General features: G+C 64.6%; 20 protein-coding genes, 1 tRNA gene and 2 pseudogenes. 15 read left to right on the top strand and 8 right to left on the bottom strand.

The genetic code is table 11. The annotated features are described in order from the left end of the window. Positions 1 to 259 precede the first annotated feature (259 nt). The 12 genes and pseudogenes from ACVIN2_RS02675 to ACVIN2_RS02620 all read left to right on the top strand — a co-directional run bounded on the left by ACVIN2_RS02675 (position 260) and on the right by ACVIN2_RS02620 (position 15,410). Positions 260 to 1,179: pseudogene (locus ACVIN2_RS02675) on the top strand (ABC transporter substrate-binding protein). Next, the gene (locus ACVIN2_RS02670; protein ID WP_456764396.1) at positions 1,179 to 2,801 is read left to right on the top strand and encodes an amino acid ABC transporter permease/ATP-binding protein; all 1,623 of its coding nucleotides are present in this window, start codon (positions 1,179 to 1,181) and stop codon (positions 2,799 to 2,801) included. Before ACVIN2_RS02675 ends, ACVIN2_RS02670 begins: the two are co-directional and overlap by 1 nt. A gap of 49 nt (positions 2,802 to 2,850) precedes the next feature. Then, positions 2,851 to 4,092, top strand: coding sequence for an acetamidase/formamidase family protein (locus tag ACVIN2_RS02665; protein WP_456764395.1), 1,242 nt, complete (start codon positions 2,851 to 2,853; stop codon positions 4,090 to 4,092). 133 nt (positions 4,093 to 4,225) lie between these two features. Further along, positions 4,226 to 6,589, top strand: coding sequence for an acetamidase/formamidase family protein (locus ACVIN2_RS02660; RefSeq protein ID WP_456764394.1), 2,364 nt, complete (start codon positions 4,226 to 4,228; stop codon positions 6,587 to 6,589). A gap of 12 nt (positions 6,590 to 6,601) precedes the next feature. Then, complete coding sequence (locus tag ACVIN2_RS02655) at positions 6,602 to 6,985, top strand: RidA family protein (protein ID WP_106943561.1); 384 nt, start codon at positions 6,602 to 6,604, stop codon at positions 6,983 to 6,985. Between the two features lie 965 nt (positions 6,986 to 7,950). Continuing rightward, positions 7,951 to 8,319 (top strand): hypothetical protein, encoded by a 369-nt coding sequence (locus tag ACVIN2_RS02650; protein ID WP_456764393.1) that lies wholly within the window; start codon positions 7,951 to 7,953, stop codon positions 8,317 to 8,319. 134 nt (positions 8,320 to 8,453) lie between these two features. Beyond that, positions 8,454 to 8,528 (top strand) — tRNA-Asn (locus tag ACVIN2_RS02645). Positions 8,529 to 8,704: 176 nt separating this feature from the next. Next, positions 8,705 to 8,884, top strand: coding sequence for a hypothetical protein (locus tag ACVIN2_RS02640; RefSeq protein ID WP_007591158.1), 180 nt, complete (start codon positions 8,705 to 8,707; stop codon positions 8,882 to 8,884). A gap of 138 nt (positions 8,885 to 9,022) precedes the next feature. Continuing rightward, complete coding sequence (locus ACVIN2_RS02635; protein WP_456764392.1) at positions 9,023 to 9,685, top strand: protein-L-isoaspartate O-methyltransferase family protein; 663 nt, start codon at positions 9,023 to 9,025, stop codon at positions 9,683 to 9,685. A gap of 214 nt (positions 9,686 to 9,899) precedes the next feature. Next, a complete protein-coding gene (locus ACVIN2_RS02630; protein WP_456764391.1) occupies positions 9,900 to 11,300 on the top strand; it encodes a TolC family outer membrane protein in 1,401 nt (466 codons plus the stop codon). 305 nt (positions 11,301 to 11,605) lie between these two features. Continuing rightward, entirely contained in the window at positions 11,606 to 12,379 is a 774-nt protein-coding gene (locus ACVIN2_RS02625; protein WP_456764390.1) for a PopZ family protein, read from the top strand. A 153-nt stretch (positions 12,380 to 12,532) separates the two neighbouring features. Next, positions 12,533 to 15,410, top strand: a pseudogene (locus ACVIN2_RS02620) (valine--tRNA ligase). 2 nt (positions 15,411 to 15,412) lie between these two features. Here the strand turns inward: ACVIN2_RS02620 and ACVIN2_RS02615 are convergent. Beyond that, a complete protein-coding gene (locus ACVIN2_RS02615; protein ID WP_456764389.1) occupies positions 15,413 to 16,015 on the bottom strand; it encodes a DNA-3-methyladenine glycosylase in 603 nt (200 codons plus the stop codon). A gap of 130 nt (positions 16,016 to 16,145) precedes the next feature. Here ACVIN2_RS02615 and lipA point away from each other — a divergent pair, with 130 nt between their 5' ends. Together lipA and ACVIN2_RS02605 are read left to right on the top strand one after the other, a co-directional pair. Continuing rightward, positions 16,146 to 17,102 carry a lipoyl synthase gene (gene lipA / locus ACVIN2_RS02610; protein ID WP_456764388.1) on the top strand — a complete coding sequence of 319 codons (957 nt, stop codon included), beginning with the start codon at positions 16,146 to 16,148 and terminating at the stop codon, positions 17,100 to 17,102. A gap of 6 nt (positions 17,103 to 17,108) precedes the next feature. Next, the gene (locus tag ACVIN2_RS02605) at positions 17,109 to 17,579 is read left to right on the top strand and encodes a type II toxin-antitoxin system RatA family toxin (protein WP_007591145.1); all 471 of its coding nucleotides are present in this window, start codon (positions 17,109 to 17,111) and stop codon (positions 17,577 to 17,579) included. A gap of 19 nt (positions 17,580 to 17,598) precedes the next feature. Here the strand turns inward: ACVIN2_RS02605 and ACVIN2_RS02600 are convergent, their stop codons facing one another. The 6 genes from ACVIN2_RS02600 to ACVIN2_RS02575 are packed head-to-tail and all read right to left on the bottom strand — an operon-like array spanning position 17,599 to position 22,757. Further along, positions 17,599 to 18,414 (bottom strand): c-type cytochrome, encoded by an 816-nt coding sequence (locus tag ACVIN2_RS02600; RefSeq protein WP_456764387.1) that lies wholly within the window; start codon positions 18,412 to 18,414, stop codon positions 17,599 to 17,601. Beyond that, the gene (locus ACVIN2_RS02595) at positions 18,414 to 20,036 is read right to left on the bottom strand and encodes a b(o/a)3-type cytochrome-c oxidase subunit 1 (protein ID WP_456764386.1); all 1,623 of its coding nucleotides are present in this window, start codon (positions 20,034 to 20,036) and stop codon (positions 18,414 to 18,416) included. The genes ACVIN2_RS02600 and ACVIN2_RS02595 overlap by 1 nt, the downstream gene beginning before the upstream one ends. Then, positions 20,023 to 20,598, bottom strand: coding sequence for a cytochrome C oxidase subunit II (locus ACVIN2_RS02590; RefSeq protein ID WP_456764385.1), 576 nt, complete (start codon positions 20,596 to 20,598; stop codon positions 20,023 to 20,025). The genes ACVIN2_RS02595 and ACVIN2_RS02590 overlap by 14 nt, the downstream gene beginning before the upstream one ends. Beyond that, complete coding sequence (locus ACVIN2_RS02585) at positions 20,595 to 20,771, bottom strand: hypothetical protein (protein ID WP_275172584.1); 177 nt, start codon at positions 20,769 to 20,771, stop codon at positions 20,595 to 20,597. The genes ACVIN2_RS02590 and ACVIN2_RS02585 overlap by 4 nt, the downstream gene beginning before the upstream one ends. A 7-nt stretch (positions 20,772 to 20,778) precedes the next feature. Further along, positions 20,779 to 22,038 (bottom strand): cytochrome c, encoded by a 1,260-nt coding sequence (locus ACVIN2_RS02580; RefSeq protein WP_456769632.1) that lies wholly within the window; start codon positions 22,036 to 22,038, stop codon positions 20,779 to 20,781. An 11-nt stretch (positions 22,039 to 22,049) separates the two neighbouring features. Then, entirely contained in the window at positions 22,050 to 22,757 is a 708-nt protein-coding gene (locus ACVIN2_RS02575) for a c-type cytochrome (RefSeq protein ID WP_456764384.1), read from the bottom strand. A 949-nt stretch (positions 22,758 to 23,706) separates the two neighbouring features. On the opposite strand from ACVIN2_RS02575, the gene ACVIN2_RS02570 reads away from it, so the two are divergent. After that, on the top strand, positions 23,707 to 24,132 hold the full coding sequence (locus ACVIN2_RS02570; RefSeq protein WP_456769631.1) for a GFA family protein: 426 nt from the start codon (positions 23,707 to 23,709) through the stop codon (positions 24,130 to 24,132). Between the two features lie 18 nt (positions 24,133 to 24,150). Here the strand turns inward: ACVIN2_RS02570 and ACVIN2_RS02565 are convergent, their stop codons facing one another. Continuing rightward, positions 24,151 to 24,759: a CinA family protein gene (locus ACVIN2_RS02565; RefSeq protein ID WP_456764383.1), complete on the bottom strand. Its 609-nt coding sequence runs from the start codon at positions 24,757 to 24,759 to the stop codon at positions 24,151 to 24,153. Between the last annotated feature and the right edge of the window lies 1 nt (position 24,760).

Here is a 24,760-nt window from a genome sequence, read left to right as displayed (position 1 = left end):
AATGACCTCACCGAATGATTCGCTGATCGCGCAGATCGCGGCGTAGCGCAGGATCATACGGTTCTTCCGAATTCGGAATTGCGCGCTGCGGCGTCCGCATTCACGAACAGTTTTTGTGCAGCCGCCTGCCCAAATGGCGGGCTCCTTCCATCCAATTTTTTGTACGCCCGCGGACAAGCTTTCCGGTCCGCTCTCCTCCTAGGCTCGCTTCCGCGATCTGGAACATGGCCATTGCCATGACAATTCGAAGGAGCTGGAGATGGAGAGACCGGTATTGCCCCAGGCGCGGGGGAACGCGCGTGCATCGCTGTCTTGGCGCAAGGCCGCGCTCGGCGCCGCGGTCACTTTCGGCGCGCTGGCAGCTGCGCCCCTGAGCGCGCAGGCTGCGGCGCCTGCGGCCTGCGCTGCGCTCCAGGACAAATATCCGGACTGGAAGGGCAAGACCCTCGTCAACGCCATCAACCCGCACACGCCGGGCTACGAGACCATCGATCCGAAGGATCCGAGCAAATATATCGGCTTCGACATCGATCTCGGCGAAGCCATCGGCGAATGCCTCGGCTTCAAGCTGACCTACAAGCCGGTGACGTTCGCGGCGCTCCTGACCACGTTGGCCGCGGGACAAGCCGACATCGTGATTTCCGATATCTACGCCACCAAGGAGCGCGCCAAGGCCGCCGACTTCATCACCTATTCGAAAGTGTTCGACGGCGTGCTGGTGGCCAAGGGCAATCCGAAGGGCATCAACGGCATCAACATGTCGATGTGCGGCGCCGCTGCCGCTGAAAACACGGGCTATATGTCGAGGTGCCCCTGATCCAGGCGCTGATGCCCGAGTGCAAGAAGGCGGGCAAGGCCGAGCCCACCGTCCAGCTCTACGACAATAACGCCAACTGCATCCAGGCGATCCTCGCCGGTCGTGCCGACACCTATGTCAACGATGTCAACACCGTCGACAGCGCCGTCAAGGCCTATCCGGACAAGCTGGAGAAGGCGACAGCGGTGACGATCCCGTATTCGGTCGGCATCGCCGTTCCCAAGGACAAGCCGAAATTCCGCGACGCCGTGCTCGCAGCCCTGATCGAGGTCCAGAAGGCCGGCACGCATATGGAGCTTCTGAAGAAGCATGGGCTCGACGTGAACAACTTCAAGGAGCCTGACATTCTGACGGCCGACTGATGTCGCTGTTCCTCCATTACCTGAACATGCCGTATCTGCTCGAGGGCATCGAGCTCACCCTGGAGGTGACTGCCCTCGGGCTCGGCGGCGGATTGATCCTCGGATTGATCCTCGCCGGCATGCAGCTTTCCCGCTTCTGGCTGCTGGCGGCGATCGCCAGGGCCTACACCGTGATCTTCCGCGGCACGCCGCTGATCCTGCAGATGGTGTTCGCCTACGACGCGTTGCCGCATATCGGCATCAAGCTGCCGGCGGTGCTGGCCGCCGGGCTTGCGCTGGCCTGCAACGAGGCGCCGTTCATCGCCGAGATGCTGCGTGCCGGCGTGCTCGGCGTCGATCGCGGGCAGGTGACGGCCGGCCAGGCGCTCGGCATGACGCCGCGGATCCTGATGTGGCGGGTGATCGCGCCCCAGGCGATCCGCACCATGATCCCGGCCTTCGGCAACGAGGCCGTGAGTGCGCTGAAGAATTCGTCGCTCGCCTCCGTGGTCGCGGTCCAGGAGCTGACCTTGCGCTCGACCCAGCTTGCGTCCTCGACCTTCGACTTCTTCTCGATCTTCTTCGCCTCGGGCTTGCTGTATCTCGTGCTGACCTTTGCCATCAGCATCATCCAGCTTTTTGTCGAATGGCTGCTCGATCTCGACCGCGCCAAAGGTCGCCAGCGCAAGCTCGCCGATTATCTGCCCTGGCGCCGCGTCGATCTCGCCACCAAGCTCGAACTTGCCGCAGCGCCCGTCGACGTCCAAGTGCCTGCACAGGCTGAGCTCACCCACACGCCGCCGCTGGCCTTGACCCGCGAGGAACGCACCCGGCGTGCGGCAACGATCTCGCGCAACAACATCGCGGTCGAGACCAAGGACCTCACCAAGAGCTACGGCGCGCAAAAGGTGCTTGGCGGCCTCGATTTTACGGTGCGCGTCGGCGAGGTCGTCGCACTGCTCGGGCCCAGCGGCTCCGGCAAGAGCACGCTGCTCCGCTGCATCAATCATCTCGAAAGCTGGGACGGGGGCACGGTGCGCGTGGGGGGACGCCGTCTCGGTTTCGACGACAACGGCAAGCTGCTGCCGCCCCGCGCGATCGCCAATGAGCGGGCAAGCGTGGGCGTCGGGATGGTGTTCCAGCAATTCAACCTGTTCGCCCATCTCTCGGCGAAGGAGAACATTGCCGGTCCCTTGCGCTGGGTGCACGGCATGACCCGCATCGATGCCGATCGCCGCGCCGCCGAGCTGCTCGACCGGGTCGGGCTGTCGCACCGCGCCGACGCGCTGCCGCGGCATCTCTCCGGCGGTCAGCAGCAGCGCGTCGCGATCGCCCGAGCGCTCGCACCGAACCCCAGCGTGCTGCTCCTGGACGAGCCGACCTCGGCGCTCGATCCCGAGCTCGTCAGCGAGGTCCTGGAGGTGATCCGGCGGCTCGCCATCGATGATGGCCTCACCATGATCATCTCGACGCACCAGATCCGCTTCGCGGACGAGGTCGCCGACCGTGTCGCTTTCCTGAGCGGCGGCACGATCATCGAGGAGGGGCCCGCGCATGAGGTTCTCTCCAGCCCCCGCAATCCGCTGACTGCGCGTTTCCTCAGCGTGATGGAAACCGACAAGACTCCGGAGGCGGTGCGATGAGAGCCGCACCCGCAACGTTCAAGACCGCGTTTCCAGAAGAGGCCACCTCATGAAGCATTTCACGCTGCCGGTTTCGCCGAAAACCGTCCACTGGGGCTATTTCTCCAAGAAGGTCGCGCCGGCCCTGACGCTGCGCTCGGGCGATCGCGCCACCATCGAGACGCTGACCCACCACGCCAACGACGATTACGAGCGCATGATCCAGGGCGATCCCGGCGCCGAGAGCGTGTTCCAGTGGACGCGCGAGCACAAGGCAGTCGCGCGGCGCGGCTCGGGTCCTGTCGAAGGCCCATTCATTCGTGGCGCAGGCGAGGGGATCGGCGTGCATCTCCTCACCGGTCCCGTCGCGATCGATGGCGCCGAGCCCGGCGATATCCTCGAAGTGCGCATCCTCGATATCAGGCCGCGGCCGAGCTGCAGCGCCTGTCATGCCGGGCGCTGCTTCGGCTCCAACGTCGCCGCGAATTGGGGGTTTCACTATCACGATCTGATCGAGGAGCCGAAGCCGCGCGAGGTCGTCACCATCTTCGAGCTCGACACCTCCGGCGAGCCCTGCGCCAAGGCGGTCTACAACTATGTCTGGACGCCGCAGACTGATCCTGACGGCATCGTGCATCCGACCATCGATTATCCCGGCGTGCGCGTCGATCACGCCACCATCAAGAAGCGGGAGAACATCCTCGCGAGCGTCAAGGTGCCGGCACGGCTGCATTTCGGCACCATGGGGCTTGCGCCGTCGGAGGCCGATTTCGTCAGCTCGATCCCGCCGAGCTATACCGGCGGCAACATCGACGACTGGCGCATCGGCAAGGGCGCGCGAATGTTCTATCCCGTCGCGATCCCCGGCGCCTATTTCTCGGTCGGCGATCCCCACGCCGCGCAAGGTGACAGCGAGCTTGGCGGCACTGCGATCGAGACCTCGCTGACCGGCGATTTCGAGTTCGTCCTGCACAAGAAGGCCGATCTCGCCGGCACCAGCCTCGAGGGTCTCGACCATCCGATGCTGGAGACCGATCAGGCCTGGTCGTTCTACGGCTTCACCTATCCGAACTATCTCGCCGCACTCGGCGCTGACGCACAAACCGAGATTGCCAATCACTCGAGTCTCGACCGTGCGATGCGTGACGCGTTCCGCAAGCTTAGGAGGTTCCTGATGACCGTGCACGGCATGAGCGAGGACGAGGCGATCTCGCTGCTATCGGTCGGCGCCGATTTTGGCGTCACCCAGGTGGTCGACGCTAATTGGGGCGTTCACGGCACGATCCGCAAGAACATCTTCCGGTGCGACTAATGCATTGAAGCACATTCCATTTCGGGCTGCGGACGTGACCAAAGACCGTCATTTACGGCCCGTCGCTGCGACGGATGACCGCGTGCGTCTGGCACAGAGGTTGCTTCGATCCACTGCAATCTGGGTCGATCCAATGAGCTTCCGTCCCTTCACCAGCGAGTCCTACGCGCAAGACGACCGCCCCGAAGCCTGGCGGGACGTGCTGGCTGCAGTGGGCCTGCAACCTGCTACCGGTCAGTCCTTCTTCGACGGGCATGCGACCGCGTCGCACCGTCAAGCCGCAGGTGTTGCGCTCACACGCATGGCCGCCGGCGCACAGACGATCGGACCGCTCGCGCAATCCAACGACGACGTTCCGATCGCGCTGATGCCGGTCGAAGACGGCATGGTGCTCAAGAGCGCCGCCGGCCATCGTATCGTTCCGGTCGGCCATCTCGTGCTGCTGCCGCGGAGCGGGGACTGGAGCATCGTATTCCAGCGCGACATGCGCGCCGTCGTGCTGTCGGTGACGTCGGAGGCGCAGCACGGACGGCGCTCGGGCAGGCCGCGGCTCGGCGAACCCCGGGTCGTTCCGCCCAGCGGCTTTGCCGACGTCTTCGCGCGCTTGATGGATGCGACCGCGCGCACGCTCGACATGCTGAGCGATGCCGAATGGAATGCGGTCGCGCAGTCGCTCGTGGATCTCCTGCTGACACTCGCCCATCAATTGGCCGCTTCGACGTCCGACGCCGGTTCGAGCGCGACGCAGTCGGCCCTCCTGCACCGGATCTGCCAGACCATCGAACGCCGCCTCGACGATCCCGAACTGGTGCCCGCGCGCGTCGCGCAGGCCGAAGGAATTTCCGAGCGCTATCTGCAAAAGCTGTTCGAGAGCGTCAGCGACAACTTTACTCACTACGTGCGCGAGCGGCGGCTGCAGCGCGCCTGGGCCGATCTGTCCAATCCGTCCGAGGCGCATCGCTCGATCTCGGAGATCGCCTACGCCTATGGTTTTGGCGATTCCGCGCATTTCAGCCGTGCCTTCCGCCATCGCTTCGGACTGCCGCCGCGCGAGTTTCGCCAGCAGGAGGCGGAGCGGGCGACGACGCAGCATGGGATAACCGGTCAGCGCGGCTGGCCGCAGGATGCGCTGGCGCAGCTTCGCGTGCACCAGGCGAGTGCCGAGGCGCGCGGCAATCTCGCCCGTACCGACATCGATGAGCCGAGAACGGCCGAACGCAAGCATCATCATCTTCCGATCGAAGCGAACCGCGTTCATTGGGGATATTTCAGTCGCTCGTTACAGCCGCAGCTCGAGATCGCCTCGGGTGATACCATCACCATCGAAACGCTGACGCAGCACGCCTCCGACGATCCTGAGCTGATGATCGCGGGCGACACCGCCGCCGAAAGCGTATTCGGCTGGACCAAGGCGAGGAAGAACGTGGATCGGCGCGGCGCGGGTCCGATGGATGCCAGCATATTCGGACGCGGCGCCGGCGAAGGCTTTGGCGTGCACATCTGTACAGGGCCCGTGTCGGTGAAGGACGCCCAGCCCGGCGACGTGCTGGAAGTGCGGATCCTCGACATCGTACCGCGCGCAAGTCGTCATCCGAAACATTCAGGGCGCGTGTTCGGCTCCTCGGTCGCGGCTTGGTGGGGCTATCATTACGACGAATTTCTTTCAGGGCCGAAGCCGCGCGAGGTCGTGACGATCTACGAGATCTTCGACGACGCCGACGCGCCGCATGCCCGGGCGCTGTATTCCTACCGCTGGGAGCCGCAGACCGACCCGTTTGGCGTGGTGCACGCCACCTACGACTATCCCGGCGTTCCGGTATTGCCCGGCACGGTGAAGCGCCGCCACGCCGTGCTCGACGGCATCCGCATTCCCTTGCGCCCGCATTTCGGGGTGATCGCGGTGGCGCCGCGTGAGGTCGATTTCATCGACTCCGTGCCGCCGTCCTATTTCGGCGGCAATCTCGACAATTGGCGCCTCGGGAAGGGGGCGACCGTCTATCTTCCGGTCTCCGTTCCCGGCGCATTGTTGTCGGTCGGCGATCCCCATGCCACGCAAGGTGACGGCGAATTGAGCGGCACCGCGATTGAATGCTCAATGACCGGAACCTTCGAGGTGATCCTGCACAAGAAGGCCGACCTCGCCGGTCAGCCCTTCGCCGATCTGTCTTATCCCCTGATCGAGACCGAGTCCGATTGGGTCCTGACCGGATTCAGCCATCCCAACTACCTCGCCGAGTTCGGCGCTCAGGGCCAGAGCGAAGTCTACGCAAAGTCCTCGCTCGACCTTGCCATGAAAGATGCGTTCCGCAAGATGCGACGCTTCCTGATGAACGTGAAGGGGCTGAGCGAGGACGAGGCGATCGCGCTGATGTCGGCCGCCGTCGATTTCGGCGTCACGCAGGTGGTCGACGGCAATTGGGGCGTGCACGCGATCATCAGCAAGCGATTGTTCCAAACCTACCCCCAGACAAGCCTTCCCTTGAAAGAAGCGCCGTAACAAGGAACCCCAGTGAAATTCCACATGATCAGCGGCGGACCGAAGCCGGTCGCGCCCTTCAGCCACGCGGTGGAGACCGACGGTTTTGTCTTCGTCACCGGCCAGATGCCGGACACGCCGCAAACACCGGGCGTGTTGCCCGACGGCATCGTCGCGCAGACGAGGGCGGTGATGGAGAATTTGAAGGTAGTATTGGCGGGCGTCGATCTCGGTCTCGAACACGTCGTGATGACACGCATTTATCTCACACGTTTCAAGGAAGACTACACCGCAATGAACGAGACTTATCGCGGGTTCTTTCCGCCCGACCGCCTGCCGGCCCGCACCTGCGTCGGTGTCACCGGGCTTGCCTACGACGCGCTGATCGAGATTGACATGGTCTGCCGCCGGCCGTGAGTTCGGCTTTTCGTAGCCCGGATGAGCGCAGCGATATCCGGGACTGCCGCGCGAACGAGTCCCGGATGTCGCTTCGCTCATCCGGGCTACAATCCCTTGCGTTGCCGACGTGCAAAACACCCAAACGACAGGTCAATCCGCTCGCACGAAAAGATTCCGCTTTACCGAAATTGGCTTTGGCGTATTCCTTCGCCACCTCATCCCTGTCAGAGGGGCGTATCGCGATCGTCACGAACGCGGGGTGAGCTGCGGTGGACGCTAGTCACATCGGCGCGAAGGGCTTCGCAGGGCCGGAAACCGTGAGCGAGGGCATCGCGCACACGACCGATGCTATTAGCGTACGGCAAAACCGTGTCGTCCTGACGCCCGGGGTCTGTGCGTCAAGTCTTGTGGTGATGTGGGCTGCTCGACCGGGCATTCGCATCAGCCATCCGCAAGGCGACGGGGGCAATAGTGCATCGCTCCCCGGGGAGAGCTCGGCATAAGCCGTCAAACCACTGCGCAGGGAAGGCCGTGTGTTGGGCTTCACCTGTATGCCGCTGTGCAGCCTCTTGTAGTGCAACCTTCGCACAGTGGACCGTGGGTGCCAGCCGGCACCCGGTCTTCCCTGCGCCCTCTGACGAGGAGGGTGGACGAGACGAAGCAAAGCTCGGGCGAGCCAAGCCGCGAGGGCGCGAAGCTGTGCCTGCGACGAAAATCACATTCCGCACGCGGCGCCCGCGCCGGAGACAGCAAGCCGCGCCGATCTATGAATGCCGGTTCATTGCTGCGGAGAATTCGAATCGGTAAGAATTGGCTCGTTGCGCGTCTCGCTTCGTGCAACGCGCCGGAGGCGGATCGATCGCGTCTTGAACCTTTCGATTGCGCCTCCGACGAATCCTTCGAGGCAACGCCATTGGTTGCCGCGGCGCCTGCGCCGATCGACGTCAGGCACCGAAAGCCCGTTTCGATCGGGGGAATTTCATATGAAGTATTTTCTGTCTGCACTGATCGCGGTCGGTCTATCGATGGCCGCCGCGCCGTCTTTCGCGGCCGACGCGCGCAACGTCACTGTCGTCAACGAGACCGGCTATGCGATCAAATTCCTGGGCTTCAACGCCCCGGACGATGGCATGGACGAATGGGACAACGAGCTGGACAAGGTTTTGCAGAACCAGGCGAGCACCTATGTCGAGTTCGACGATGACGACGAAGGATGCGTCTGGAACGTCCGCGTCGACTGGCAGAACTATGACGAGACCGTGCTCTGGAAGAACGTCAACCTCTGCAAGTTCACCGCGCTTCGGCTGCGCTACGATTCCGGCACCAAGACCACTTCGTTCGTCGCCGAGTAACTTGACCTGAGGCCAGGCGGAGGAGGGGCCACGCGCCCTTCCTCGCCGCAATGTGCGAGATGGCGAATTCGTCCTTTGCAAGCGCAAGCGGCTTTGTTATACGCAGCCGCGCGCGAACGACGGGTTCGCCCTTTTCCTCGGTAGCTCAGCGGTAGAGCATCCGACTGTTAATCGGATGGTCGCTGGTTCGAATCCAGCCCGGGGAGCCAAATTCCGCTTCATCTTCAATGGTTTGCGTCAAGACTCTGATCTGGCGTGCGATCTCGTTGCGGCAAATTCTCAATTAGATGTGTACCGTGACGAGCCCGTATCCTCCGCGGCGACGCCAAAACGACTCAATTGAAATCGAGCTTCCGGAGGCCGGTCCTTTACGGAGCTGATTCCCATGCGAGACATCCAGGTCGACCGTTCCCCGCTGGCTCCCTCCATTCTGCCGGCGGACATCCCCGAACTGAGCGACGACGAATGCCTCGCCTGTCTGGCGCGCGCGGTCGAGACCCACGATTCGGCACGGCTGGATGAAGTCGCCGCCTTGATCGGCCGCCTCGCCGTCACGATCGAATAGGCCGGCTCAGCCTGGACATTGCGAGATGCGGAAAGGCCCGGTTTGCGGGGCCAAAGCCATGTTGCGTTTTCGCAGGGCCTGTTCCAAAGATGCCGCCAACTTTCGTCCGCGGCATCGTCCGCCTTGCAGGGTCCGCAAATGTCCGTTTTCTCGACGGCGCGCCTAAAAATGGTCGATGGCCAGGTGCGCACCAGTGACGTCACCGATCGTCGTGTTCTCGACGCCATGCTCATGGTTCCGCGCGAGGCCTTCGTGCCGGCCAGCCGGCAGGCATTGGCGTATCTCGACCTCGATCTCGACGTCAGCGAGGGCGGCGCCAAGCGGTTCCTGATCAAGCCGCAGCTGACCGGCAAGCTGCTCCAGGCCGCCGAGATCGGCGAGGACGACAACGTGCTGGTCGTCGGCTGCGCCACGGGCTATCTCGCTGCGCTGACCGCCAAGCTCGCGCGCCAGGTCACCGCGACGGAATGCGATTCGGCGCTGGCCAAGAAGGCCAATGACGCCTTCGCCGCCCTCGGGCTTGCCAACGTGACCTGCAAGGCCGCGGCCTGCACCGAGGGTGATGCTGCTGCTGGCCCCTATGATGTGATCGTCCTCAACGGCGCCACCGAGGTGACCCCGGCAGGGCTGCTCGGGCAGCTCAAGGAGGGTGGGCGCCTGTTGGGGGTTTCGGCCGAATCCAGGCCGCCGCGCGCCATGATCGTGACCCATACCCACGGCGAATTCGGCCATCGGGCGCTGTTCGATGCCGCGGCCCCGGTCCTTCCCGGGCTGGAACGGGCCGCCGCCTTCGTCTTCTGACGGCCCGATAGCGGCTTTAGCCCGTTAAAATCCCGTTCTGAATCAGAAGTGTGGCCGGGATGCTGCACGTGAAGAGTTTCCACTGAGAACCACCCTCAGGTAGTTCCGTCGCGCTTGACCGCGTCCTATGTTGCGGCGGGGCAACGACTCCACTCGTAGACGGTAACCCAGCTCGCGGGCACGAGCCGGGCGTTAGAATGAACGGAATTTTTGGATGCATGGGGTGAAGCTCTTCACCGGAGCAGCGGTTTCGGTCCTGCTGCTGGCGCTTGTCGCGCCGACGCCTGCCTTGGCGGATACGATCGAGGCTGCGCTGGTGCGCGCCTATCAGAACAATCCGCAGCTGAACGCGCAGCGCGCCCAGGTGCGCTCGACTGACGAGAACGTGCCGCAGGCGCTGTCGGGTTATCGGCCCAAGGTCAATATGACCCTCGGCAGCGGGTATCAATATCAGGACGTCCAGGCGACGCAGAATGTCGTCCCCCCCACCCCCAAGTCGATCTCCGGCTTGCTTCAGCCCAACAGCGCCAGCGTGAGCGTCAGCCAGACACTCTACAACGGCAATCAGACCGCCAATAGGACGCGCGCGGCGGAGAGCCAGGTCTCGGGATCCCGCGAGGCGTTGCGCGTGCTCGAGCAGACGGTCCTGTTGCAGGCTGCCACGACCTACATGGACTACCTGCGTGATTCGGCGACTCTCGAAGTTCAGCGCAGCAACGTGCGCGTGCTCGAACAAACGCTCAAGCAAACCCGCGATCGCTTCAACGTCGGCGAGGTGACGCGTACGGACGTGGCGCAATCCGAAGCGCAGCTGGCTGCCGGCAGGACCCAGGCCCTGACCGCCGAATCGAATCTCACGACGACGCGCGCGAACTTCCGCCGGATCATCGGCAACGAGCCGGCGGCCCTCGCCCCCGGCTCGCCAGTCGATCGCTTCCTTCCTGCGACGATCGCCTCCGCCGTTGGTCTCAGCCTTGTCGAGAATCCCAACGTTACGGCTGCCATGTATGGCATCGACGTCAACTACCTGCAGGTCAAGATCAACGAAGGCGCTTTGCTGCCGACGGTCACGGTCGCGGCTACTGCCAGCACAGCCTACCAGCAGCAGCTAACCCTCTTCCGAACGAGTTCCGCGTCCGCCCTCGCGACAGTCGCTGTGCCGATCTATCAGGGCGGCACTGAATATGCGCTCATCCGCCAATCGAAAGAGAACCTGGCGCAGCAGCGCCTGAATCTCGAAACCACACGCGATCAGACCCGCGCCAACGTCGTGCAGGCCTGGGGTCAGTTGGAAGCCGGCAAGGCGCAGGTGCAGTCTGCGCAGGCGCAGGTCACCGCCTCCGAGATCGCGCTGAACGGCGTGCGCGAGGAAGCCAAGGCCGGCCAGCGCACCACGCTCGACGTGCTCAACGCGCAGCAGGCGCTGGTGAACGCACGCGTTGCGCTCGTCACTGCCCAGCATGACCGCGTGGTGGCGTCCTATTCGGTGCTCAATGCGGTCGGCCGTCTCGCGCCGCAGGTCCTTGGCCTCAACACCACGGTCTACGATCCCAGCGTCCACTACCACCAGGTCCGCGACAGTTGGGCCGGCGTGCGCACGCCTGACGGACGCTAGAGTCCCGTAGTCATCCGGTCGGCCTCGCAAATAGCCGAGGCCGACCGGTGCTTTGCTTGCAATCAGCAAAATCCCTGACATAGCCTTGCCAAGAAGGTGCGGGTCGATTCGCTCTGCATCCGATGCCGTGTGCGTAAAGCATGAGTGCCGAGGGCAGGGACGCACCGCTGCACGTTGAGCCGTCATCTGGGGACAAGTCGGGCTGCCGTGACGAAAATGTCGGGCCACCCATCCGGAACCGGCCAATCCTGTTGTGCTTGGTGTAAAACAACGCATGCGAGGGCGTTGATGATGTGGAGTCGGAGATGACGCAGCCTGCAAAGGTCACAGAACCCTCGATGGAGGAGATTCTGGCCTCGATCCGGCGCATCATTGCCGACGATGAGGCCAAGCCGCCGCCGGCGGATGCTGCCAAGCCCGACAAAGCTGCCGCCCCCGCCGCGCCACCGAAGCCGCAGGCGATCAACGATATTCCGCCATCCAAGGTCGCGCCGCCCAAACCGGCCGCCGAAAAGCCCGCACCGGCTCCGGCAGGAAAGCCGGCAGCGCCGCCGGCCCCGGCACCCGAGGCGGATGCATCCAACAATCAGGACGATATCGACGCGCTGCTGGCGGGCCTCGACACGGCCACCGCTGCGCCGGAAATCCGTGCTCCCGAGCCGGAGCCCGAACCTGAGCCCGACGTGCTGGAATTGACCGACGATATGGCGCTGGCGATGGAGCCGACGCCGGCTCCGCCGCCGCCGAGCTTCCGCAAGGTCGAGCCGCGCGACGATCTCGAATTCGCCGAATCGCCGCCGCCGCGTCCGACGCCGGCATCCTATGCACCGGTGGACTTCGATGCGCCGCCACTGCCGCCCCAACAGCCGATCCTGGCGCAATCGACGGTCTCCGCGGTCGAATCCGCCTTCAATTCCCTGGCCCACACGGTGCTCAGCAGCAATGCACGAACCCTGGAGGATCTGGTCAAGGAGATGCTGCGTCCGATGCTGAAATCCTGGCTGGACGACAATTTGCCCGGCCTCGTCGAACGCATCGTGAAGGCCGAAATCGAGCGGGTATCGCGCGGCGGCAGGTAGATCGGGCCACAGAGCCCTCATAAAGCCCTGCTTGTGCGTCATATTCGGTCTCCCGACCGGACCGGAAAGCCCTGTTGCCGCCTGGCTTTCCTTCGACCTTTCCGTTGACTTGTCCGTTGACTTGGACCCCGTGCGCGGCTTTCTAACAGCGCCATGATCGAGAAAAATTACCAGCCCGCCGATATCGAAGCCCGCATGTCCGTCGTGTGGGAGGACAGCCTTGCCTTCAAGGCCGGCCGCCCGGACCGCCGCGACGCAGTGCCCTTTACCATCGTGATCCCGCCGCCGAACGTGACGGGCTCGCTGCACATGGGCCACGCCCTCAACAACACGCTCCAGGACATCCTGTGCCGGTTCGAGCGCATGCGCGGGCCGCGACGTGCTGTGGCAGCCCGGCACCGACCATGCCGGCATCGCCACCCAGATGGTGGTGGAGCGGCAGCTGATGGAGCGCCAGCAGCCCAGCCGTCGCGAGATGGGCCGCGAGAAGTTTCTGGAGCGGGTCTGGCAGTGGAAGGCCGAGAGCGGCGACACCATCATCAACCAGCTCAAGCGGCTCGGCGCCTCCTGCGACTGGTCGCGCGAACGCTTCACCATGGACGAAGGGCTGTCCAAGGCCGTGGTCAAGGTGTTCGTCGAGCTGCACCGCGACGGCCTGATCTACAAGGACAAGCGGCTGGTGAACTGGGACACCAAGCTGCTCACCGCGATCTCCGATCTCGAAGTGCAGCAGACCGAGGTCAAGGGCAGCCTCTGGTATCTGCGCTATCCGATCGAGGGCAAGACTTTCAGCCCCGAGGATCCCTCGAGCTTCATCGTCGTTGCCACCACGCGCCCGGAGACCATGCTCGGCGATACCGGCGTCGCCGTGCATCCCGAAGACGAGCGCTATCAGAAGCTGGTCGGCAAGAACGTGATCCTGCCGCTGGTCGGCCGCAAGATCCGGATCGTCGCCGACGATTATTCCGATCCGGAGAAGGGCTCGGGCGCGGTCAAGGTGACCCCGGCGCACGATTTCAACGACTTCGAGGTCGGCAATCGCCACGGCCTCGCCCGGATCAGCGTCATCGACAAGGAAGGTTGCCTCGATCTCCTCGACAACGAGGATTATCTGCGCGACCTGCCGGAAGGTGCCTCGCAATTCGCCGAGGAGTTCAACAAGCTCGACCGCTTTGCAGCCCGCAAGCGCATCGTCGAGCGGCTGGAATCGTTCGGGTTCGTCGAGCGGATCGAGCCCCATACCCACATGGTGCCGCATGGCGACCGCTCCGGCACGGTGATCGAGCCCTATCTCACCGACCAGTGGTATGTCGACGCCAAGACGCTGGCGAAGCCCGCGATGGCCGCCGTGCGTTCGGGCGAAACCACCTTCGTGCCGAAGAACTGGGAAAAGACCTATTTCGAGTGGATGGAGAACATCCAGCCCTGGTGCATCTCGCGCCAGCTCTGGTGGGGCCACCAGATCCCGGCCTGGTACGGACCTGACGGCAAGGTGTTCGTCGCCGAGACTGAAGAGGAGGCCGTCAGCCACGCCCTCGGCTATTACGTCGAGCAGGAAGTCATCACGGTCGAGCAGGGCCGCGAGATGGCACTCGACCGCAACAAGCGTGACGGCTTCATCACGCGCGACGAGGACGTGCTCGACACCTGGTTCTCCTCGGCACTGTGGCCGTTCTCGACCCTCGGCTGGCCCGCGGACGCGCCGGAAGTGCAGCGCTACTACCCGACCAACGCGCTGGTGACGGGCTTCGACATCATCTTCTTCTGGGTCGCCCGCATGATGATGATGGGCCTGCACTTCATGAAGGAGGTGCCGTTCTCGACGATCTACATCCACGCCCTCGTCCGCGACGAGAAGGGCGCCAAGATGTCGAAGTCGAAGGGCAACGTCATCGATCCGCTCAGCCTGATCGACCAGTATGGCGCCGACGCGCTGCGCTTCACGCTGGCCGCGATGGCCGCGCAGGGCCGCGACATCAAGCTCGCCACCAGCCGTGTCGAGGGCTATCGCAATTTCGCGACCAAGCTCTGGAATGCGTCGCGCTTTGCGGAGATGAACCATTGCGCCGTGCCCGAGGGTTTCGAGCCGGCGAAGGTCAAGGAGACGCTCAACCGTTGGATTGCGCATGAGAGCGCGCACACCACGCGCGAGGTGACCGAGGCGATCGAGGCCTATCGCTTCAATGACGCCGCCGGCAGCATCTACCGCTTCGTCTGGAACGTCTATTGCGACTGGTATCTCGAGCTCGCAAAACCCGTGCTGCTCGGCCCCGACAGCCCTGCCAAGGCCGAGACCCGCGCCATGGTGGCATGGGCGCGCGACGAGATCCTGAAACTGCTGCACCCCTTCATGCCCTTCATCACCGAGGAGCTGTGGGAGGTGACGGCCAAGCGCGACGGTCTGCTCGCGCTGGCACCGTGGCCGCTGAAGCCGGCCGGGCCGACGCCGGAGCAGCTTGCGATGCTCGCGGCGACGACGGGGCCGACCGACGCGCTCGTCTCGCCGGTTTGGGTGCTGCCGATCTTCGACCATGCCGACTTCACCGATCCCGCGGCCGAGGCCGAGATCGGCTGGGTGATCGATCTCGTCACGCAGATCCGTTCGGTGCGCGCCGAGATGAACATTCCGCCGGCGACCCTGACGGCGCTGGTGCTCGCGGGCGCCTTGGCCGAGACGAAGGAGCGCGTGCCGCGCTGGAGCGACGTCATCAAGCGCATGGCGCGGCTGTCGGATATCTCCTTCGCCGACCGTGCGCCCGACGGCGCGGTCCAGCTCCTGGTGCGAGGCGAGGTGGCTGCGCTGCCGCTGAAGGGCGTGATCGACGTCGCCGCCGAGCGCACGCGTCTCGACAAGGAGATCGCGAAGGCCGATTCCGATATCAAGCGCGCGGAGTCCAAGCTGGCGAACGAGAAATTCGTCGCCAACGCGGCCGAGGAGGTCGTCGAGGAGGAGCGCGAAAAGCGTGAGGCAGCACTCGCCCGCAAGGCCAAGCTGCTCGAGGCGCTGGAGCGGCTCAAGCAGGCGTCGTAGGCTTATTTCGGAAACGGCTTGCTGAGGAATTTTGAACCCCTGATGCCATAGCGCCAGGGCAGCTCGACCGCCTTGGTGATGCCGATTCGGATGCCGGCCACCACCTCGACGTCCTCCGACCGCGCATGCAGCGCGATCGGCGGACGGTCCAGGGGCAAGGCATTGTGCGCGATGGTGATGCCGAGCGCTTCGGTCAGCTTGCCCGGGCCCGAGCACAACGCGTGCAAATCCTGGAGATGGCGGCGGCGGCGCATCGCAGCCAAGCCGTGGGTCGGCTCCAACGCGCGGATCAGCACGGCGCTGGCCGAGCCTTCTTCCTCGCAGACGAAGTTCACGCACCAATGGATGCCGTAGGAGCGGTAGACATAGGCAAATCCGGGCGGGCCGAACATCACCTGGTTCCGCGGCGTGGGGCCATTGTAGGAGTGCGCCGCCGGCTCGGTATGATGATAGGCCTCGACCTCGACGATGATCCCGCCGACGCCGTCGACAAGCATGGTCGCACCGATCAAGTCGGGCGCGACCTCGTGGACGCTGCGCGCGAAAAAGGCACGCTTCAGGGCTTTGCCGAGCCGGGGTGTGGAAGGTTTCGAGACTGGAGCCATTCGAGGTGAGAATCGCCAGAGAACAGAGCAGGATATTGCCCATATCTGCCATGTTCCCTGAAGCGGGGCGAGCCGGGTTGCGATGCCCGGCCAGACCGACTAGGTAGGACTTGGTCAGACCGGACACCCCATGGTCGTTATTGTCGATACCATCTCGAACCCGCTGCGCCCACGTCACCCCGAAAAGGTGAATCGGCCCGATTCCGCTTCGCCGCCGAAGCCGGACTGGATCCGCGTACGCGCGCCCAACACCCGCGGCTATGCCGACACCCGCAACATCGTGCGCGCCAACGGCCTGCATACGGTGTGCGAGGAGGCGGGCTGCCCGAATATCGGCGAGTGCTGGGACAAGAAGCACGCGACCTTCATGATCATGGGCGACACCTGCACCCGCGCCTGTGCCTTCTGCAACGTCAAGACCGGCATGCCGAATGCGCTCGACGCGGCCGAGCCGCAGAACGTCGGCGAGGCCGTGGCCAAGCTCGGGCTTGCCCATGTCGTCATCACCTCCGTCGACCGCGACGATCTCGCTGACGGCGGCGCCGAGCATTTTGCCCAGACCATCCGCGCGATCCGCGCCGCGTGCCCCTCGACCACGATCGAGATCCTGACACCCGATTTCCTGCGCAAGGAGGGAGCGCTGGAGGTCGTCGTCGCCGCGAAGCCCGACGTGTTCAACCACAACCTCGAGACCGTGCCGTCGTGCTATCTCACGGTGCGGCCGGGCGCGCGCTATTTCCATTCGATCCGGCTGCTGCAGCGGGTCAAGGAGCTCGATCCCACCATCTTCACCAAGTCCGGCATCATGGTCGGCCTCGGCGAGGAGCGCCACGAGGTGCAGCAGGTGATGGACGATCTGCGTTCCGCCGACGTCGATTTCCTGACCATCGGGCAATATCTCCAGCCGACCCGCAAGCATCACGCCGTGATGCGCTACGTGCCGCCGGACGAGTTTTCGTCCTACGAGAAGGTCGCCTACACCAAGGGCTTCCTGATGGTGTCGGCGAGCCCGCTCACCCGTTCGTCGCATCATGCCGGCGAGGATTTTGCGAAACTGAAGGCCGCGCGGGCAGCAAGCGCCCGCTGAATCGCCATGCCCAATTTTTCGAGCAAGCGCCGTGTCGATCACAGCGCGTCCGAGATGTTTGATCTGGTCGCCGACGTCGAGCGCTACCCGGAATTCGTGCCGCTGTGCAGCGCGCTGAAGGTCCGTCAGCGCATGGCGAAGCCCGACGGCACCGAGGTGCTGGTCGCGGACATGACGGTGTCGTTCAAGCTGGTCAGGGAATCCTTCACCAGCCGCGTGACGCTCGACCGCGCCAATTTGAAGATCCTGGTCGAATATCTGCAAGGTCCTTTCAGCAATCTGGAAAACCGCTGGACGTTCGAGCCCAAAGGCGAGAGCGTTTGCGATGTCGGCTTCTTCCTCGCCTACGAGTTCAAGAGCCGCATGCTCGCGCTCCTGATGGGCTCGATGTTCGACGCCGCGTTCGCGCGATTTTCCATCGCGTTCGAGAAGCGGGCGGATGCGATCTACGGACGGCGGAAGCTGGCGTCGTCGTAGTGGGGCTACGAGCCCGTCTTCAATCCACCGCCTTCACGACATCCGGCGGCTGCGAGGCATAATACGCCGCGGCCTGCTCGATCTCCTGCGGCGTCATCGCACGCGCGATGTTGCGCATTTGCTGACTGATATCGTTGCGGCGCTCGCCTGAGGCGAAGGCCTGCAGCTGCGCCTTCATGTAGGCTTCGGACTGGCCTTCGAGCCACGGGCTACCCGTCTTGTTGTCGAGGCTGCCGTGGCAGGCGCCGCAGGGCGCGATGCCGCGCATCGGTGCGCCGTAGATCACGATGTTTGGCTTGGGCAGTTGCGGCGTCGGGTGATAGGCCGGCAGCCGCGGCAGGTAGGCGTAATAGTTCGAGAGATCTGCGATCTCCTGGTCCGTCAAATTGACGGCGAATGGCGACATCACGGCATTGGTGCGCGCGCCGGTGCGGAAATCGTGCAGCTCCTTGTAGATCACGGCCGCGTACTGGCCGGCGAGATTGGGCGAATCCGCGCGGCTGACACCGGTCGGACCGTGACAAATCGCGCAACGCTGCGCCAGCGTGGCGCCGCGGCCGATCGCCTCCTGGCTCGGGCGCGACAGCGTGTTCGACGTCAGCACGACTCCCGACAGGCGCTTGGTCTGCTCCGGCGCCGTGACGCTCGCCGCGCGTTGCGGCACACCGGCAGCGCTGCAGATCGCGTCCCAGACGTTGGCGAATTGTACCCAGGGCTGTGCGAAGGGCAGCACGACGAAGCCTGCAATCGCCGTGACGATCAGGATCGCGGCGGTGATGACCACACTCGCCTTGAAGTGACGATTGGTGAGGGTGAAGAGGTCGCGCGTGCTCATCACTGCGCTCCCACATAAACGGCTGGCACAGAGGTGCCCTCGGTCAGCGCCAGATTCAGGATCGGATAGCCGTAATTGGTGAGGGTGAGCGCGATCATCAGCGCCACCCACAGCGCGTGGGTGTTGAGCGCGACCGGGACCGTTGTGGGCTGGTGCACCGCCAGCGCGAAGCGATAGGGGCCGGCGTCGACCAGCGGCGCGCGCATGCCGCGAGCCAGGACAACGATGAACATGATGCCGGACGCCAACAAGATGAAGCCGCCGATAGCCGAGAGGGTGACTGAGAGGGCCTGCGGCGCTATCGCGGGATCGCCGAAGTCGAAATAGGCCATGCGGCGCGGCATGCCGAGAATGCCGACCCAGTGCCAGGGAAAGGTCGTGACGATCATGCCGATGAACCACAGCCAGAGCTGGGTGCGGATCAGGCGGACGTCGATCAGCTCGCGCCCGGTCAGATGCGGCCACAGATCATAGGCGATCGCAAAATACATGATCACGATGGCGCCGCCGAAGATCAGGTGGAAATGGCCGGTGATCCACTGCGTGTTGTGGATCGAGGCATCGAGCTGATAGCTCATATTGATGAGGCCGCCGGCGCCGCCGAAGCCGAGCATGACGAAGGAAAAGGCCAGCGCCAGCATCATCGGGTTGTCCCAGGGCAGGGCCCTGATCCAGCCGAACACGCCGCGGCCGCCGCGCAGGCGCGCCGCGATCTCAACGGAGGCGCAGATCGTGAACACGGTCAGCAGCGTCGGCAGCGCGACCAGCGCCGTGAAAGCCGAATGGATGAACTTGAAGCCGGCGCCAACCTGCGGATCCGCGAAGGTGTGGTGCATGCCGATCGGCATCGCGACCACCAGGAACAGGATGAAGGAGATCCGCGCCATGCTGTCGGAATAGACGCGGCCGCCGATCGCGCGCGGCACGATGGTGTAATAGGCGATGTAGGTCGGCATCAGCCAGAAATAGACGATGGCGTGCAGCGTCCAGGAGAAGAACACGCGCGCGAGGCCGGCGTCGATGGTGGCCTTCAGCCCGGCCGCGACCGGAATGATCTGCAGCAGCAGCTCGAGCGCAGCACCGACCGCGGTCCAGGCCCACAGATACGAGCCCGCGACATTGGCGAACATCGCCAGCGGCACCGGCGCGCCGGGATGGGTCTTGCGCCAGACGCGCAGATTGAGCGACATCAGCGCGACCCAGATCCAGGAGCCGACCACGACCAGCACGACGCCGAGGTAGTAGAAGACGTTTCCGATCAGCGGCGGGTAGAACGTGTAGAGCACCGAGGCGCGGCCGAGCCCGACCGGGACCATCGCCATGATCGCGCCGACCACAATCAGCCAGAATCCGGCCCAGGCCCAGCGCACGCCGACCAGCCGCTGCTCCAGCGCGGACTCGCTGATGGCGTAGCCAAAGCCCATCGCGACCAGGGTCGGGAAGACATAGCCCATCACCGTGCCGTGCGCGGTCAGCGAGCGGTAATAGAGCTCAGGATTGGACAGCCAGGTGCCGATCGGGCTGCGGATGAACATCTGCCAGGCGCCGAGCGTGAGCGCGATGCCGAACACGGCGAAGGCCAGCCAGAAATGGGCGAGGATGAGCTTTCTATTGACCAACACAGCTCAGCCTCCCGCCACCCTTCGCGCGGTTTGCGAAGTCCATCTTGTCGATCACCTTGACCTTGCCCCACATGCCCTCGTGGCCGAAGGAGCAAAACTCCTGGCAGGGCATCAGATAGTCGCCGCTCTTCGTAAAGCGCATGAGCTGTTCGGAGATGTAGCCTGGCACCAGCATGGTGTTGACGTTGGTGCCCTGGATCAGGATGCCGTGGACGACGTCGGCGCTGGTGGCGCGCAGCGTGATCGGCGTGTCCACGGGCACCACGATGCAGGCCGGCGTGAACGAATATTGCTGGCCGATCGCGCGCACGGTCACATTGCCGTTGGCCTCCAGCACGCTGCCGAGATTGCTTTCGACGAACTCGCCGCTCAGATGCAGCCGCGAGGGATCGGTGGTCTCGACGCGCGGTTGCGGCATGGTCGCGCGATGGATGCCGGCGAATGCCGCCAGCAGCGCCATCATCACGACGATGATCACGGCGATGGTGGCCCAGCGCCGCTCGACGCGGGCCGCGACCTCGGCGCTGGCGCTGGCGCTGCCGTGGGATCCCTCGACGCTCATTGCAGCGATCCGCGCGGCAGGAACACGAACAGATAGAAAGCGAACCACATCGCGACCACGCAGGCCGTGGCGATGCCGGCGACCACGATCGCACCGGACGGGCCCTGCGCCACGACTTCCTCGATAGCCTGGTCGGCGGCGGCTGGGCTGGTCGGCGGATCGGAATTGAACATGGGGCCCTCAGTTCAGCGGTGCCGAGCGCAGCTCGTTGGCCTCGCGCGCCGAGACCGGCGTGCCGCGATTGCCCCAGGCGGTGCGGATGTAGGAGACGACGGCGGCGACCTCGTTGTCGGAGAGGAGGCCGGCGAAGGGCGGCATGCCGTAGGGCATCGGATTGCCCTTGGTGCCCGGCGGATAGCCGCCATTGAGCACCATGCGGATCGGGTTGACCGCCGACTGCATCTCGATCGATTGGTTGTTGGCAAGCGGCGGCCAGTGCGGCGGCTTGCCCTCGCCCTGGGTGCCATGACAGCTCGCGCAATTCTTGTCGTAGACGGTCTTGCCGAGGCTGAACAGAAGGCTGCTCTCGGTGGTCGGCAGCGCCGAACTTGCGGCCGGCGGAGGCGAGGGCTCCGCGATGCCCTTGAGGTACACCGCCATCGCCCTGGTGTCCGCGTCATCGAGATATTGCAGGCTGTTGTGCACGACCTCGGCCATTGGGCCGTAGACCACGCCACGCATGGAGACGCCGGTCTGGAGCAGATCCGTGATGTCCTTGATGCTCCAGTCGCCGAGCCCGGCCTCACGGTTTGACGTCAGCGAAGGCGCGTACCAGTTCTGCATCGGGATCAGGCCGCCCTTGAACGCGTCCGATTGCGAGGTGCCGCCGAGCGCGTTGATCGGCGAATGGCACATGCCGCAATGGCCGAGGCCCTCGACCAGATAGGCGCCGCGATTCCATTCCGCCGATTTTTTCGGATCAGGCTTGAACTCGCCCTCGCTGAAGAACAGCGTGCGCCAGCCGAGGATGAGTTGGCGGTTGTCGTACGGGAAACGCAATTCGTGCGGCTTGTTCTTCTGATTCACCGGCGCGATCGAGCGCAGATAGGCGAAGATCGCGTCGCTGTCCGCGCGCGTGACCTTGGTGTAGGACGCAAACGGCATCGCGGGGTAGATCAGTCCGCCATCGGGAAAGCGGCCGCTGTGCATGGTCTTGTAGAAGTCGTCGGCACTCCACTTGCCGATGCCGGTCTCCGGATCGGGCGTGATGTTGGAGGTGTAGAGCGTGCCGAACGGGGTCGGCATGGCACGGCCGCCGGCAAACAGACGGCCTTCCGGTGCGGTGTGGCAGGCGGTGCAGTCGCCGGCACGGGCCAGATATTCCCCGCGCGCGATGATGTCGCCGGTCTTGTCCTTGTCCTGCGCCGCTGCTGCCGTGGTGAACGCAGCGAGGGTGAGCAACTTGATGGACAGGAGCTTGATCGACAATTTGAAGCCCATCATCCGCCTCGTCAGTTGGGCTGGCTGCCGCAGCCGAAGGGCAGCGCGTAGGTGCCCTTCGGTACGGGAGCCGGATTCGCTGGCGCCGCCCGCGTCGCGAGCCAGGCCGCGACAGCGGTGACGTCGGCCTCGGTCAGATGACCGGCAACGAGCTGCATGCAGTCGGGCGACTTCGCGGTGCGGGTGCCATAACGCCAGCCGCCGAGCTGGGCGCTGATGTAATTGGCGCGCAAGCCGAGCAGGCCGGGGATGCCGGGCTGCATACCCGTCAGTCCAGGGCCATGGCAGCTCACGCAAGCCGGAATGTTGCGGCCGGCATCGCCGCTGGTGGCGAGCAGCTCACCGTGCGCGAGGACGTCCTTGCTGACTTCGCTCGGCGCCGGCTGCGGCAGCGGCGGGTGCTCGCTGGCAAAATATTCCGCCATCGCCTCCAGATAGGGATCGGGCAAAAACTCCAGCAGATAGTTCATCGGCGGGTATTTGCGCCGGCCGCTGCGGAAAGCGAGCAGCTGGTTGTAGAGATAACCGGCCGGCTTGCCTGCGAGGCGCGGGAAGTAGACGTCGCTGGTGCCTTCGCCCTTGTTGCCATGACACGGCGTGCAGGCCTCCACCCGCGCCGCCATCGTATCCGGCGGCTGGTTAGCGGTTTGTGCGGCCGCACCATCAAAGGCGCTCAGGATGGCAATGGCGATTGCCGGAGCAGTGAAGCGAGCGAACACGCCGTCGCCCTCCAGAAAACAGGACCGGGTTGATTCCCGGCCGCAACGTAGCGGATCATTATTGCGCCAATAATTTTCCCACGCCAAGTTCAGACAGAAGCCACGACGTTTGGCCGCGGTTGATATCCGCGATCCCGATCGGATTCGACAAAGTTTGCGTGCTTTTTGAAAACTGGACATAGCGCGGCGGCCTCGTGACAGTTTCTGCCCGAGTCTGCGTGTGCGTACGTCCTCCTCCGTCAGAGGGCGCAGGGAAGACCGGGTGCCGGCTGGCACCCACGGTCCACTGTGCGAAGGTTGCACTACAAGAGGCTGCACAGCGGCATACAGGTGAAGCCCAACACACGGCCTTCCCTGCGCAGTGGTTGACGGCTTATGCCGAGCTCTCCCCGGGGAGCGATGCACTATTGCCCCCGTCGCCTTGCGGATGGCTGATGCGGATGCCCGGTCGGGCCGCCCACATCACCACAAGACTTGACGCACAGACCCCGGGCGTCAGGACGACACGGTTTTGCCGTACGCTAATAGCACCGGTCGTGTGCGCGACGCCCTCGCTCGCGGTTTCCCGCCCTGCGAAGCCCTTCGCGCCGATGCTGCCAGCGTCCACCGCAGCTCACCCCGCGTTTCGTGACGATCGCGATACGCCCCTCTGACCGGGATGAGGTGGCGACAAGATGCGATAAATCAGAATTTCTGTAAAGGCGAATGTTTTCGCGCGAGCGGATTGACCTGTCGTTTGGGTGTTTTGCCCGTCGGGCGAAGCAAGGTCTTGTAGCCCGGATGGAGCGAAGCGTAATCCGGGCCCATACCCGCGGAACGAATCCCGGATTGCGCTTCGCTCCATCCGGGCTACGGGACTCGCGGCGGCGTGATGAGGGCTTGGTGATCCTGCGCGGGAGATCGTAGAAGCGATCCGAACAGGAGAGTCTAAACAGGAGACTTGGGCGTGATGGTGGGCGACACGAACGTTCTGGCTGGCCAGTGCCATTGCGGCACCGTGCGTTTCGAGGCGACGCTCAGCGACGGCTTCAATTCGATCCGCCGCTGCACCTGCTCCTACTGCCGCATGCGCGGCGCCGTCGTCGTCATGGCGGCAATGGGCGGGATCAAGTTCCTCCAGGGCGAGGATGCGCTCACAAGCTACCGCTTCCATACCGGATCAGCGCAGCACTTCTTCTGTTCCCGCTGCGGAATCTACACGCACCATCAGCGACGATCCGACCAATCTCTCTATGCCGTCAACGTCGCCTGCCTGGATGGGGTAAGCCCGTTCGATTTCACTGAGGTGCCGGTCATGGACGGCATCAACCACACCAACGACACCGGCCAGCCGACGCGGCGGGCCGGCACGCTCCGCTTCATTCCGGCTGACTGAGGGGCGGGGTTGCCTGGCTCAGCCGCGCGGCGACCGCGGCGGCCTGCGCTTCGCCACATGTCGGCGCGGCGAGCGTGTCACGCGGGGGCGCAGGCGGGTTACCGCGGCTTCACGGCGCGGCTTGGTCTGGACTGGGCCGCGGGCGAGATCCATCAGCATGCGCAACGCCTCGACCACCGAGCGCTGACGCACGGCGGTGCGGCCGATGGCGCCAAAGCGATGCTCGCGGTGAACGATACGTCCGTCGCGCGCGGCGGCAGCGAAGTGGACGAGGCCCACCGGCTTGCCCGGCGTGGCGCCGCCGGGTCCGGCAATGCCGGTGATGGCGACCGCAAGATCGACGCCGGCACGCTCCAGCGCCCCGACCGCCATGGCTGTTGCGGTCTCCCTGCTGACGGCGCCGAAATTCGCAAGCGTGCCGGCCTCGACGCCGAGCATCGCGCGCTTGGCGTCGTTGGAATAGGTGACGAAGCCCCGATCGATCACGTCGGAGGAGCCGGGAATGTCGGTCAGCGCGCCCGCGACGAGGCCGCCGGTGCAGGACTCCGCGGTCGCGATCGTCAGCTTGCGCATCCGGCACAGATCGAGCAGCGAGCGGGAGAGGGCGCGTGCGTCGCTGCCGGCCATG

This window comes from Bradyrhizobium sp. USDA 3650 (genome assembly GCF_054057395.1).
This window is presented reverse-complemented; position numbering and strand designations above follow the sequence as displayed.